General features: G+C 49.0%; 14 protein-coding genes. 4 read left to right on the top strand and 10 right to left on the bottom strand.

What is annotated here, in order from left to right:
- Positions 1-5: 5 nt before the first annotated feature.
- The gene (locus tag AC04MQ_RS02145; protein ID WP_374034568.1) at positions 6-605 is read right to left on the bottom strand and encodes a hypothetical protein; all 600 of its coding nucleotides are present in this window, start codon (positions 603-605) and stop codon (positions 6-8) included.
- Between the two features lie 44 nt (positions 606-649).
- Here AC04MQ_RS02145 and AC04MQ_RS02150 point away from each other — a divergent pair, with 44 nt between their 5' ends.
- The gene (locus tag AC04MQ_RS02150) at positions 650-1288 is read left to right on the top strand and encodes a hypothetical protein (RefSeq protein ID WP_417862770.1); all 639 of its coding nucleotides are present in this window, start codon (positions 650-652) and stop codon (positions 1286-1288) included.
- Between the two features lie 61 nt (positions 1289-1349).
- Here AC04MQ_RS02150 and AC04MQ_RS02155 read toward each other — a convergent pair whose 3' ends face one another.
- Positions 1350-3233: a tetratricopeptide repeat protein gene (locus AC04MQ_RS02155; RefSeq protein ID WP_475390851.1), complete on the bottom strand. Its 1884-nt coding sequence runs from the start codon at positions 3231-3233 to the stop codon at positions 1350-1352.
- A gap of 105 nt (positions 3234-3338) precedes the next feature.
- Complete coding sequence (locus AC04MQ_RS02160) at positions 3339-3842, bottom strand: hypothetical protein (protein WP_475390853.1); 504 nt, start codon at positions 3840-3842, stop codon at positions 3339-3341.
- Positions 3843-4106: 264 nt separating this feature from the next.
- On the opposite strand from AC04MQ_RS02160, the gene AC04MQ_RS02165 reads away from it, so the two are divergent.
- The gene (locus AC04MQ_RS02165) at positions 4107-4652 is read left to right on the top strand and encodes a polyhydroxyalkanoate synthesis regulator DNA-binding domain-containing protein (RefSeq protein WP_011162824.1); all 546 of its coding nucleotides are present in this window, start codon (positions 4107-4109) and stop codon (positions 4650-4652) included.
- 70 nt (positions 4653-4722) lie between these two features.
- Here AC04MQ_RS02165 and AC04MQ_RS02170 read toward each other — a convergent pair whose 3' ends face one another.
- The 3 genes from AC04MQ_RS02170 to lpoB form a co-directional block, all read right to left on the bottom strand.
- Positions 4723-5187 carry a hypothetical protein gene (locus AC04MQ_RS02170; RefSeq protein ID WP_011162823.1) on the bottom strand — a complete coding sequence of 155 codons (465 nt, stop codon included), beginning with the start codon at positions 5185-5187 and terminating at the stop codon, positions 4723-4725.
- Between the two features lie 168 nt (positions 5188-5355).
- Complete coding sequence (locus AC04MQ_RS02175; protein ID WP_475390855.1) at positions 5356-6573, bottom strand: COG3014 family protein; 1218 nt, start codon at positions 6571-6573, stop codon at positions 5356-5358.
- Positions 6574-6609: 36 nt separating this feature from the next.
- Complete coding sequence (gene lpoB, locus AC04MQ_RS02180) at positions 6610-7209, bottom strand: penicillin-binding protein activator LpoB (RefSeq protein ID WP_038450554.1); 600 nt, start codon at positions 7207-7209, stop codon at positions 6610-6612.
- Between the two features lie 160 nt (positions 7210-7369).
- On the opposite strand from lpoB, the gene AC04MQ_RS02185 reads away from it, so the two are divergent.
- Positions 7370-7786 carry a JAB domain-containing protein gene (locus tag AC04MQ_RS02185; RefSeq protein ID WP_417862777.1) on the top strand — a complete coding sequence of 139 codons (417 nt, stop codon included), beginning with the start codon at positions 7370-7372 and terminating at the stop codon, positions 7784-7786.
- Here the strand turns inward: AC04MQ_RS02185 and AC04MQ_RS02190 are convergent.
- Positions 7776-8381 carry a hypothetical protein gene (locus AC04MQ_RS02190; protein ID WP_235046214.1) on the bottom strand — a complete coding sequence of 202 codons (606 nt, stop codon included), beginning with the start codon at positions 8379-8381 and terminating at the stop codon, positions 7776-7778. The two genes, AC04MQ_RS02185 and AC04MQ_RS02190, sit on opposite strands and share 11 nt — an antisense overlap.
- 339 nt (positions 8382-8720) lie before the next feature.
- Here AC04MQ_RS02190 and AC04MQ_RS02195 point away from each other — a divergent pair, with 339 nt between their 5' ends.
- Complete coding sequence (locus AC04MQ_RS02195; protein WP_475390858.1) at positions 8721-9242, top strand: hypothetical protein; 522 nt, start codon at positions 8721-8723, stop codon at positions 9240-9242.
- Between the two features lie 53 nt (positions 9243-9295).
- Here the strand turns inward: AC04MQ_RS02195 and AC04MQ_RS02200 are convergent, their stop codons facing one another.
- Genes AC04MQ_RS02200 through AC04MQ_RS02210 form a run of 3 tightly spaced genes read right to left on the bottom strand, consistent with a single transcriptional unit; the run spans position 9296 to position 13370 of the window.
- The gene (locus AC04MQ_RS02200; RefSeq protein WP_475390860.1) at positions 9296-10216 is read right to left on the bottom strand and encodes a hypothetical protein; all 921 of its coding nucleotides are present in this window, start codon (positions 10214-10216) and stop codon (positions 9296-9298) included.
- Entirely contained in the window at positions 10213-12630 is a 2418-nt protein-coding gene (locus AC04MQ_RS02205; protein WP_475390861.1) for a fimbria/pilus outer membrane usher protein, read from the bottom strand. The genes AC04MQ_RS02200 and AC04MQ_RS02205 overlap by 4 nt, the downstream gene beginning before the upstream one ends.
- Positions 12627-13370 (bottom strand): fimbrial biogenesis chaperone, encoded by a 744-nt coding sequence (locus tag AC04MQ_RS02210; RefSeq protein WP_475390863.1) that lies wholly within the window; start codon positions 13368-13370, stop codon positions 12627-12629. Before AC04MQ_RS02210 ends, AC04MQ_RS02205 begins: the two co-directional genes overlap by 4 nt.
- Between the last annotated feature and the right edge of the window lie 45 nt (positions 13371-13415).

Here is a 13415-nt window from a genome sequence, read left to right on the forward strand (position 1 = left end):
GTTTTTTAATTTAGTTGTATTGCTTTGAACCCTTGCGGTTGTCTCAAGGTGAACAGCTCTGGTTTAAACTGGACCTCAGTCTTGGGTGCTTCAAAGAGCCACTGCATTTCAAATTGCGGGGCCGTAATTACGACTTTCTTTTGCCCTTCTTTTCGATCCAACCACTCGACGCGCGTTTGTTTGGCGATATTCTCACATTGATAAATCAGCCCTGCGGGATCCAATCCACATTTCCAACCGGGGCCTCTGACAGGTTCGTCAAAAGCAATATTGGCCAGATTCATCGGATGCAGTGGCATGCCAATCACATTGGCGAACGCACGTTCGGTATTGCGCCCATAAAAGAACGTCTTTTGAGGATAAACAGCATAAGAGATCTCTGTCGGACTCATCACAACACTGGCCACCTGAAACCCCAGCAAAGCCGTGATTTCAAAGCGTGCTCTTTCGTTTTTGATCGCAAAGATATCAATATTTAATGACTGGGTCTTATTTTCCTTCTGATTTTTGATCAGGGCCTTGGTTTCCCACTGCGCTTTTTGAAACGCACCCTCTTTCACTGTCTTAGTGACACATCCGGAAAGGAAAAGGGTTAATACGAACATGAAAAAATAATTGAACCTGTTCATCATTGCCTTAGCATAGAGAAATGAATTCTCTTAAACAAGCCTTGATTCAATTAAAAACAGACTGGAAAAACAGCCTCTTTTTGGGCTGTACGGCCACCCTGTTCGTTCTGGCGGTGCGTTTTACCCCTTACATTAGTGCCCTGCTGATTTCCTTCGGCCTGCTGTTTTTACAGGAAGTGACCAATCGTTATCTGACTTTGAAAGCCTGGCCGCGTGATCTGAATTTTCTGAAAGAAAATGCCCTGTCATTTATTATCTGCTCTTTGATTCTTTTACCGACCAGCACTCTGCTGGGATCCGCCATCGGAGTTCTGGAAAGCCCGCAGGATTTCCTGCACACCGTCCCGATGTCCTGGGGTCTTTTGATTCTGGCAGTGTATTTTTATCTGGTGCTGACTCATGCTCTGCGCATGACCATTGAAAATGGCACAGCACTGGCGAAAGCTGTGGATATTGCCGCCTTGGCATCGCTGAAGAACTTCCGCGAATATTTCATCATCGCTTTTTATATGGCGCTGGCGGTTCTGATCTCGGGAATCTTGTGGGGCGCGGGGTTCATCGTGTCTTTACCTGTGATCTTTTATGCCGCCCATTACTCGTTCCTGGCGACGAAAGAACGCGGCCTGCTTCAGGAAAAGAGAACCGAACCGGCTTCCTAAGCTTAAAAATAAAAAGCCCGCAGTACGCGGGCTTTTTTAGTTTTAATTGTAAATTTCAAATCTACTTTTCAGAAGCGTGTTCTGCCACCGGCTTTTCAACGGAAGCTGGCAAACGAGGTGTGCCGTTCAGCTCCTGCTTTTCAATTGCAGTGATCTTGCTGCGGATTTCCTGAACTTTTTTAGGCTCAGTTTCCAGATCCGCGGCTTTCTTGTACATCTTCTTGGCTTTATCGACCATTGAGTGCTTGTAGTAAGCATCACCCAAGTGTTCAGCAATGATGCTGACTGTGGACTGATGTTTGTAAGCGGCCTCCAGGAACTTGATGGATTCAGCGAACTTGCTTTGTTTGTACAAGATCCAGCCCAGAGTATCCAGAACATAGCCATCCGTCGGCTCAAGCTCCAGCGCACGACGCGCCAGTTTTTCAGCTTCCGGAAGCTTCACACCCATTTCAGCCCAAGTGAAGGCCAGATAGTTCAGACCCTGCACGTGGTTTGGATCAAGCTCCAGAACTTTTTGCATTTCGCTCACAACCACATCTTTGTTGCCCATACGGTCGTTGATCGTACCGTAATAGAAACGAAGCTGAGCATTTTCCGGGAACTTTTTCAGACCCTGCTCCAATGTCGCAGAGGCATTTTTATAGTCGCCTTTTTCATCCAGCAGGGAAGCATACATCGCAAAGATCTGAGGCTGATCCTGGCGTGCTTTCAAACCAGCGGCCGCCACTTCCAAACCTTCATTCAGTCGGCCCAGCCCTTTTAGCAGGTAAGCAGCGTGAACCACGGCTTCACCATAATAAGTGCTGGTGGACGGGATCTTCGTGTACTCTTTCACGGCTTTTTCATGCTGACGGGTTTCTTCGTAAACCGCTGCCAGATAGAAACGAACTTTGTCTGACTCTGGAGCATCTTTCAGGATCTCTTCCAGTTTTGCCACCGCAGTGTCGTAACGTTTCTGTTCAATCAGGATCAAAGCCATTTTCATGCGAACATTCAGTGGTTCGTCGGAATCATTTTCCATCACTTCCAGCTGCTCATACGCATTTTCATAGTCACCGCGCTCGATATAGATCTGCGCCAGGACTTCCGCCACACGCGGGCTTGGAGAGTTTTCTTTCTGGAAAGCACGGTACAGGGACACGGCTTTGTCTTCCGTTTTCTGCTTGGAATAAAGAACACCCAAAGTCAGAACCGCATCCGCGAAATCCGGCTTCAGCTCCAGAGCTTTCTTAAAGGAAGCCTCTGCCGCTTTTTGGTATTTGGCTTCAGACTGCTCCAGGCGCACACGTCCGATATAGTAGTGAGCCAGATACGGAGTGTTGTATTCAGGGTTTTTCAGCAGGGACTCAAAGTACTTCACCGCTTTGTCAGACTGCTTCTGCTCAGAGTACAAAGCACCAATGTAAAGGGGCGCTTCGGTGTTCTCGGGCTGAAGTTTCATCACGGTGTTGTATTGTTCCATCGCTTTTGGATAAAGCTTCAAAGAAGAATACAAACCACCCAGCAACAAGTGGCTGTCGACGTTCTTAGGGTCTTTTGCCACTGCTTCTTCAGCTTGCGCCAAAGATTCAGTGATCATGCCCTGCTTCAGGAATTCTGCCGCAAGACGCATATTCACAGCCGGGGAATTGGTATCGTAAATAAGAACCATTTTGAAAGCTTCAACTGCTTTCTGGGAGTTGCCTTCCAGAGCGTAGGCCTCACCCATCGCGAAGTAATAGTCCGCTTGTGTGCGCATGTAGAGTGGATCCAAGGAGGCCGCACCATTGTCTTCCGGAGAGACCACCGCCGGAGCAAAAGAAGCAGGAGCGCGATTTCTATCGTTGAATGATGCCTCGTAGTAAGGGGCTTTGTCGTCAGACTCATTTGACGTGAAGGTCGCGCAAGCCGTGAGGGTCATCAGGAAAGGAACGATGATTGCGGTCCTAGTGTATGGAAACATGAAATCTCCTTAGTCACTAGGCTGATCGGCTTCTTATGAGAATTGCTTGATGCGGCTTATGCACCCACTGAGGAAACGCGACCTAGGGCGCGGATGCGAAAGTGCCTAGTTATGAGACACACTCAAAAGGACTCCCAGATCATCCCCTTCATATAGAGGCTGGGTTTCCAGAGGCCTGCCTTCATCATCAAGAGAAGCTGTTTCGATTTTCTGGTTTGGACCGGAAGACCACACCAGGATTTTGATTTTGCCGGCAGCATCGGCAGCTCCGGACAGGATGCGATAGCGGTATGGCTGGCCCCACGGGTCGGTTCCCATGGTCCCTGTGCTGCGCAGGTTTTCAGCATTCAAAGCGGACTTATCCTCTGAAACCGAAGCTGGCAGCCTGCCTCCGGCTTTGTCTTCCGACACTGTATTTTTTGATGCTTCGCGGTAAATTTGTACAACTTGATACCCAACGACCTCGGCTTTTTGGCGGGCTGTCTCACTTTTAGAGTCCTGAATCTGGCGATTCCAGGGGGTCGCAATGATGGCTGTAGAGAATCCTACAAGACCCAGCAGGGCCAAGACACCAGAGGACTTAAACTCTTGTTTTTGCTCGTTTTTCATTAATAATCCGCCCAAGATTGAAGGTCGTTCTTTAACATTTCGGCGGCCTTTGGAAAAAACTTTAGACAAAGGTCTGTAAAATTCGAAAAAACGAATGGCTATTTGCAGAATAAATAACGCCTAGAGTCTTTTCTTTTGATTTTAGGACCCCTTGACAAGGGGTGGCGGCAGGGATAGGTTGCGCCCATCTGCAAGGGGACGCCGAATCATAAGGCACTGTTAACCCCTTGGGACTTTGGGGAAATTTCAAATTGGGAGGCACTTTTGATCAACCAAAACGAAACAATGACATCGAAGCCAAATTCTAAAGTTAAAATCATCAAGCGCTATCAGAACCGCAAACTCTACGACACTCAACAAAGCTGCTATGTGACTTTGGACGATATCGCTAAGATGATCCGCACTAACGAAGAAGTGATGGTTATCGACAACAAGTCTAAAAATGACATCACTGCTGCGACTCTGACTCAGATCATCTTCGAAGCTGAAAAGAAAGCATCTCAGTACGCTCCTCTTTTCACACTGCGTGAGATCATCCAGAACGGTAACGGCAGCATCTCTGGTTACTTGGCTAAACTTGGCGCGTTCCCTCAGGACTACATGACCAAGCAACAAGTGAACACAGTTGTTGAAAACGCTTCTACTGACAGCGTTAAACAAAACTTGGAAAACCGCGTTGCAACTGCAGCGACTCGCTACAACACAGACACTACTGCTAAAGTAGCTGCTGAAAAAGCGACTGTACTTCCAGGTCTTCAGCAAGACGACGAAACTCCAAACCTGCCAGGCACTTCTTTGTTGAACAACTAAGAAGACCTTTCAGCAAGGGTTTCAAAAAAGGCTCCGCAAAGCGGGGCCTTTTTTATTTTTCTTAACGGAATTAACGAGAACAGCTGAAAGACTGTGTTCTACCGTAAACAGTGCTTCGTGTGCTGTAGCTAGCCAGCTTGCCGGATTTATCCAGAATGATCTCGACCTTTTGAGCCACGTTCCCGTCGGCAGAATTACAGAACAGATTGATGGCATTATCATCCAGATGATAGCTGAACTTTAAACCCATGCTGGTGCAGAAATGCTTTGTTCGCGTCACACCGCTGCTGTTCACCGCAATACCGGCCCCCAGACCCACGGACTGTCTGCGATCCTCGTCATAGATTCCATAGACTTCAATAAATCCCTGTCCGACTTTATAATTAACACGGCAGTTCGCCTTTTCCACGCGATCCGACATATCCCCGCTTCCCACCATCACGGAGGCAGAATCCTTGCTTTCAGGTGTGCCACCAAAATCCGCAAAAGCTGGTGCGGAAGCCAACATCACTAGACTCATCAAAAGACATTTCATATAAACTCCTTGGTTTTGAACTAAAAACTCAATCAACCCGAGTCACGGGCCGACATCGCCAAGAAGGATTGCCAAGAGCGGGCCAGTTCATTTGTTTGTTTATTTTCATCTCATGATGTGGCGATTGTCTAAGCCACAATTGAAAGCCGCAATTTGATTCGGGATCAGCTATTTCAGTGATCGCCAGATCACGAATTTCTTCTGGCCGGCTTTGATTTCCACGTCACGGGAATCAAGACCTTCCCCTGTGGATGTATTGCTGTAGTCCACGCCTTCCAGGCGGAACTTGTAGGTTCCCGCGCGCAACGGCACACGGATAATCTGAATTGTCTGAGGCAGGAAAGACCACTGACGCACATCTGCGCGATCCGCCATCAACAAGGCGATGTAAGCCAAGTCACCCAAAGCCTGATTCTGCTGACGGATTTGATCGGACAACACCGCTTTGGTGGCAACACCCGCCACCCGTTTGGCGAAAAGAATTCCGTAATCCTCTTCCAGGGTTTTCATTGCGGCGGTTTGCACATCGTAAACTTCGCGGCTTAGGAAAGGCTCCACGTCGGTGGAAAGATACAGGCGTGCTCGTTGAGTTTGGCTGAGCACCGGCACCAGCGTCGGCAAAGTGTGACCGTTGTTTTTACCCGCGGATTTTCGCGGCCCCCAACCCTGCTGATAAATGATCACCAGCTCCCCGTTTGCCCGGTCATACCAACGGTCGGATTCCACAACATCGGGGAATTTCTTTTTCCATTCCTTGTAGCTGTCCATGCGACGGGCCAGTTTCGCCGAGCGAATCAGGTCCTCGCGGATCGTGGAAATGGACGGGTCAATTTTGTAGGCTTCGGCATAGGCGATGTAAGCATCGTCATAACTGCGGCTGGCTTCCCAGATCACGGCCGACAGATATTTACTGAACGAGTTCAGTTCAAACGCCTGCTTTTCATCGGCACGGTATTTCAGATATTTTTCATTGATACGACGAGCTTCAACCAGAGCATCATCCAGCTGATCCATCTCCAGGAAATTCATCGCCAGATAGGCGTTGATGAAGATCTTTTCAAAAGTGTCGCCCTTGTACTGAACCATTTCCTCATTCAGCGCCAGAGATCCGGCGATGCGGGAAACCGACTGATAGTCGACCAGTTCGGCCAGGCGATCGGCTTTCATCAGAATCTGATTGCTCTCTTTCAGTTGCCCGGCGACTTGAAGGGCTACACCGTAGTCCATCAGGTACGCCAGCTGATCGTCATTTTCCTTGTCGGCCAGCGGTTTTAAATCCGCCAGTGCCTTGGTGAAATCATGACGAGCCAATGCCTCGCGGGCCGGCTGCACCTTATTTTGGTAAGTCGCGCAGCCAATCAGAGGCAAAACTAAAAAAAGACCCACGGCGTGCGTGAGTCTTTGAGCAAAACGATTCATCAATTACAGACCAATAGATTTCTTTTTGAATGTTTTACGGATTTGCTTCTGGTCAGACCATGTGATCATGCTGGATTTCAGGTTGGTCAGATTCAAAGTCAGTTTGTAGTAAACGGACTTGTCTTTGCCCACTTCCTGAACGATGGAATCCAGACGACCGTTGATGATGAAGTCTGCGCCAATCTGACCGCCTGGGCCTTTTTTGGTGCCTTCTTCAACCATGCCGGAATTCTGATAGTTGTATTCATCAGCGATATCCTGACGGGCTTCTTTGTCGATGAAACCCACTTTGCCGGATTTCATAAGCTCAACACGAACCATGTCCATGATGCTTTGAGTGTCGATGTGTTCGCTGGTTTTATTCTGAAGGCCGGTCACCATAACCACTGGCATTTTTTTAGCGCCATTGATGGATGGAGAAGTCATCAAACTTGCCACCAGATCCTGAACTGCTTTCTGCATGTCAGTTTCTGACCACTGATCATTCAGAAGATTTTCACGGTTCACGTCGTCGTACTGGCCTTTCACGAAAGCTTTCGGACCACAACTGGTCATCGCCAAGAAAGAAAGAGCCACGGCTGCAAAAGTCAGATTCTTTTTCATAATACCTTCCTGTCCATTTCGGACACTTCCAAAGTCTATGCTGGGGTATTTCGGGGCGCAAGTCATGCCCCTCCGTTTCAGGACGGCTGTCCTAAATCCGTCCGCTAAATCAGGCCAGATTTCCATTAAAAACCCCGTAATTTTGCAACAAAGGACAAATATGAGAGAAGTGTCCACAAGCCTGCAAGCCTATGAAATCCTGCGCAACGAAATCAACCCCTATGCCGAGGAGCTTTGGGTCATCGCCCTGGACTCGCAAATGAATCTGGTCCGCAAAGAAATGCTGTTTCGGGGGACTGTGGATTTTTGCATGATTCACCCACGCGACATCTTCCGCTGCCTGGTCAAGGCCAACGCCAGTTCATTTATTCTGGCGCACAATCACCCCAGCCAAAACGTGCTGCCATCCGAACAGGATCTGATCCTGACCCGGAAAATTCATCAACTGGCACAGATGTTTGAAATTCCCCTGAACGATCATCTCGTCGTCTGTGAAAACAACTATTTCAGTATGGCTGATCATGGGTATTTTAAGAAGTGGCGAAAGACGCGGGCGGTGCGCAGTCTTACTGTATAGCCTCTGAACTGTAGTCGAACACATTCATGCCCGCACCACTTGGATTGCGAATCGGAGTCACCGACAGAACGCGGGACAAGTCTTCACTTAAAATCACACGGTATCCACCACGGCGGGCATTTTCAACAAACTGACGTGCGTACTCTTCTTTATAGGCTTGAGAATATTCGGCTTGTTGTTCGGCGTTGAATAGTTCTTTCTGAACAATGTCGTGCGGAGAAAGACTTTCCTCTTTGCGCGAACCACGTCCCAACTCTTCTGCCAGTTCCTGAGCACGCGTATCTGAAGTCAGATCCAGACGGTTTTCATTGTGATAAGCACTTTGAGCCGTGGTGGAATTAAAATCCGAATTCATCAGTCGCGCGTTTTCCACCTGCATGCGCTGGCGGGCCATCTCCATCTTTTCATTGGTTAACATCAGATGGCGGTTCACTGACTTTTCAAACTTTTCGGATTTCGCAGCGACGGGGGCCGAGGCCACTTTTTTCGGTGGATCCTCTGAACCCAAATAGACAAAGATCATCACTGCCGCCCCCACAAAGAGCAGCAAAGCCAGAAGCATAGAGTTTTCCTTTTGAGACTTCTGCGATGTCATAAGCCCCTTATCGGACAATGTGTTCCATTTCTCAAGTTTAGCACTGTCTTGAAATGAGACACTTTCAGAGTATTGATCCGTGGGTTTACTGCCTCACGTTCCCGGTTAAAGTTCGTTTAAAAACAGAGACTTCCAAACATTTCCTTGATCAAAGCCGCGGGTTTTTCAGGCTACGCCGAACGGGTGAGCTAAAATTTTGTCTCAAATGTCAAAAAACTGCGCACAAATCACGAGTCATTAACCACTTTAGGGCCTTTTCGGTGTCGGCACAGAAAGTGAAGTTAAGAACTTGTCAACTTAACTCATTACCCCCGAACCCCTTTGAAAGGACCCCCCTCCATGAAAATGATCAAAACTCTTGCCGCTGTCAGTGCCCTGGCTTTCTCTGTTAACGCATTTGCCGCTTCCCAAGGCGCTTTGACGATCACTGGTGTTGTTGGAAATAACACTTATCTTTCCCTGACCAGCATGGATGGCAATGATGCCAACGTGGACCAGACTCTGAACGTGGATCAAATCGTAAACGGAGCGGTGACTTCCAAAACTTTCGCAAGCATCTTCCATGAAGTTTCAAACTCCACGGGTGGTTACAAAATCACAGTTTCCTCTGCTCAAGCCGGTGAATTGCGCGGCCCAGGCACAGCGAAAGTAAAATACTCTTTGGATTATTCCTCGGCAAAAATCACTATTGCTGACTGCGCTCTGATGGCGGCATGTGAAGCTTCTTCTGGTGGTTTGACGGCGAAAACAAGCTCTGCGGTTTCTGTGGTTGTTAAAGCCACTTCCACGGCAGCTGAAATTGCGGCTCTTCCATCCGGCACATACTCTGACGTTGTGACCGTGACGATCGCAGCTCAGTAATTTTAAAAACTGAAAAACAAACTAAAAAGCCGGTCCCAGTGACCGGCTTTTTTTTATTGGCTGGATTGAATAGTCAGATTGATCGTGTCACTGTAGGACCCTTGAGCCTTGCCGCTGGTATTACCGATGATGATCGTCACCGGATTCACCAGCCCACTGGCCGGGGAAGTCCCCGTCTGGGTGGCAATCTGAGTCCACCACGGGATCGCATAAGTGGTTCCGTTGATCTTAAACGTATAATCAATCGTGTCTGTGCCATTGACCTGCTTCAGCTTTCCACCGTTGTCAGACCAGGCAAACAGATTGTAGCCCGAGTTGTACTTCACAATCACATCAGCCGTGCCCTGCGCCCCGGTGGTCAGATTATTTCCGAAGTTGATGGTGTGAGTGGTTTTGGATAGATCAAACGCCCCCCCGGAAGACACCACCGACAAATCCGCCTTTTTGTGTGAACCAAATGTCAGCAGGAACGCCTGCGAAGCCACCAGCGTATAGTTCGAGGTATTTCCCTGATACAAACGCACCGTCACCGTATCAAGGTAAGTTCCCGCCGAACGCCAGTCATTGGCCGTATTAAATGCCACCGTGTAAGACGACGTCTTCGTATTATAAAAGGTACTTCCCTGAAGTTTGTCGCAGATAACATCCGAGCATGAATTCACTTCCGGAAATTTCTTTAAGATCTGCAAACCGGCGCTGTCGGCTGAAACCTGATACGGCCAGACATCAGAACCTTTTTTCGCGGAACGATTGGTATAGGAATTCGAAGATCCGTAATCGAAAGTCAGAAAGTAATTGCAGGTTCCGTTGGTGGTGTTCCCAAAAACGGTAAGATTGAAGGTGTCCTTCATCGTGCCGCCCGTCTGGAAATACGGCGCAGGCTGCGCCAAGATCAAGCCCATCGCAGAGCAGGCCGAAGCTCTGACTGCGGCAAAAGTAAGAGCTGCAAGCAGAAGACCCACGATCAATTTCATGGTTGCTCCTTTGTTCCGGTTTTAACAGTGCCCAGATTCAGCATTCTATCGGCATTACCTGGAATCTCAAATGTGAATGGCGCAAGGCCCGACTGATCTGTCACAACCCGGTAAACACCAGGTTCCAATCCTTCAATCAGGAAGCGGCCCTGTTTGTTGGTAAAGAAGGTGTTATCAACAAGCTGTCCGTTGGCAGCAAACACATCTCCGGCGGCGTATTCCACTGCTTTGTCTGAAGACGTCAGCAACTGACCCTTCACCATCACTTTTTTGGCGATCTTCAGATCCAACAAAATCCCGCTGCGATAAGTGGTTTGAGTTCCATAGAATTCTTTATCCAGTAAATAGCCCATCGGCAAAGACGTGATATCCACGTTCACCGTGTTTCGGTAGTAAGACGACTGATCACGCAGCACCACGGTTCGGCGCGGCCCCAATTGAGCCTGCCCACGATCCCCGGTCGGATTGATCATGATAGCCTGTCCGTCCTCCAGGTTCTTGGCGTGAAGCAACACAAAGCTGTCGGTCACCGGCTGCGTGAAGGCTCCATGGCCACCCACCCAGGCAAAGCCGGTATTCAAGCCCAACGACGTCAGGTTGTATTCGCTCCCCTGCTGGGCATTGTTCATGTGATCCAATCGCACACTGAAGGGCTGCTTCAGATATTCCCCCGAAATGCTTCGGGTGTTGCCCAGTTCGCTGTTTTGGATATTTGCATTCCAGCGATAGTCATCATACTGATAGCGGTTGTTGCGAGCCACAGTGGCATTGGTGGTTTTTTGAAGTGAATCGTAATAAGAACTTGCACTGTAATAGCCCTGACTTTCATTCCAATAGAATGAAATCAGGAAGCGGTCTTCTTCTTTGTCCTGAAGAATCTTGTTATACACAAATTCCAGCCGCATCTGGCTTTTCAGTGGAATCATCAGGTTGGATCTGTAAGTGCGCTGATCTTTACCGGTCATATATTCCAGAGTGTTGGCACCCACGCCCCACAACCAGGATGAATCCAAACGGAAGTTCAACTGCGCATCGTAACGGCGCAGATACCGCAAGGGATCCACGACAGGATTTTGCACGGTCACCGGACTGAAATCACGATCCTGATTTTCAAACTCCAACGCCAATAGCAAGGGCATTTGCCGGCCCATAACCTTGTCCAGACTTCGATACGTCAAACGTTCGGCAAAACCGCTTTCCTGAGACGACTGCGACCCTTGAGCCACCTGCAAAGACAGATATCCCAGATTCGACACACCGGAAACCTCAGCGCCCAAGAGCATCTTTTCATAATAACTCTGATAGTTCACTCCGACCGTCAGCTGATCCGTGATCCCACGGCGGTTGTACAAACTGACAAAGGCAGCAGAATCATCATAAGCCCGGTCACCACCGGATGCCTGCCACGGAAGACCCGCAGCGTACGAGAATTCTTCCACCCCGCGAGCCAGCAGGCTGTTTTCATAAAGCAGCGAGAAGTCATAAACCTCTTCCTGCCCCAGATCATCCTTCACCTTGATACGCACATTGCTTTGGCCCGTTGCCAAAGGGAAATCACGAATATTGAAAACCCCCGGAGCCAAACGCACCTGACTGAACAGCAGGCCGTTGACATAGATTTCCACAATGGAAGTTCGTTTGATGATGATTTCCGTGTCACTGAGCGGTCTTAAAGTTTTATACGGCTGGATCGCAAATTCCCGCGTTGCCGCAAGACCCGCGATAGACGGAGTGATTTGAAAACCGGTCGAACGGAAGGTCAAATCCCCCAAGGTGTAGCGGATCATGCGCTCTTCATCGTCATAGCGAATGCGTGTGTCCTGCCGGCGCCATTGGGAATCGGCATCCTCTAAAAAATCCGCGCTGGATTCAAAGACGAAGCCCCTGATGTTTTCAACCAGCTCCAGATTTCCCGTCAGAGGGCGACGTTCACTTTCCACATCCGGCCCATATTGCCAGGATTGCTGGGTTCTTAAATTCAAGTACCCACTGTGCTGATCGGGTCGCAGATATTTCTGATTTTCAAATTCAATAAAGTTCAAATCCAGATCCTGGGCCTTGCGATACTTGGCCGGCAGACTTAATCGCAGCTCCAGTGTGGGCGGATCAAAGGACACTGAAAAGCCCACTGCCTCCAAAGACTGCGTGGTCAAAACACCGTCGGATGTCACATTGCTTTGCAGGCGCAAAAACAATTCATCCTTCATGTAAGGCTTTACCGCTTCCAGCAAAGTGCGCGCCTCGACAGAAAACTCTTCCGCACGATCGCGCGGGAACAGCCAGGCTTCCGTCAGCGGACGGCCATCCAAAACCACGGGCGCCATCAGGAAGGGTTTCCCCAACGGCGGACGGCCTTGGGCCATGACCAGCACCGGAAGCAGAATAGAAAGAAGTAAAACGAAACCGGATCTCAATTCTCAAGATCCTCCAAATCAATGGTGGCGCTCAAAGCCTGATTGGCCGGGACATCTTTTGCGGTTTCAACTTCGGCTGTGGCAGTGTCGCCTGCCAGAAGATTGATGGATTCAACGGCTTTGTTAGTGGTCAGATCCGCAATCACGGTTTCACCCGCTTTGATTTTCAAATGCTTGAACAACAAAACCTTATGGGCTTTTCCGTCATTAGTGAACGTCACGGCCACTTTGCGGGCCCCCACACGTTTCACTTCCTTGACGATGACCTTGGGTGCGGCCCCTTCCGGAATCACATAAGCCGAGGCCACATACTGCAAAAGGAACTTCAAATTTACGCTGGTTTTTTTCGGATCAGAGTTCTTTTCGCGGAAGTCCACCGGCAATTGTGAAGCCACCAGGCGATAGGCTTTCTCTTTTCCGTCCTTGATTTCGCCAGACCATGACACGCGCACATTGCGCTTTTCTTTTGGAAGCAGGACAACCTGCTCTGGATAGATCACAAAGTCTTCGGTTTTGGTGCGCACTTCCTCCCCTTTGGGATTGGTGGTGCGAGCGAAGGCTTCAATTTGCACGGGAAGTTTTTCATCTCCGGGATTTTCAATCACCAGCACTTGAGTGGATCTGGATCCACTGGGAGCAAACTCCACAACCATGGGAGAAAATCGGAAGGCCCACGAAAGGGACGGAACTGCCAAAGTTACCGAAATCAGGATCAGTGACATTGAGATGATTTTTGCCATATATCCCAATGATAGGGGCTATTTTTAGGCAAAAGAAGACTTCTT

Source organism: Bdellovibrio sp. MYbb2 (genome assembly GCF_056175685.1).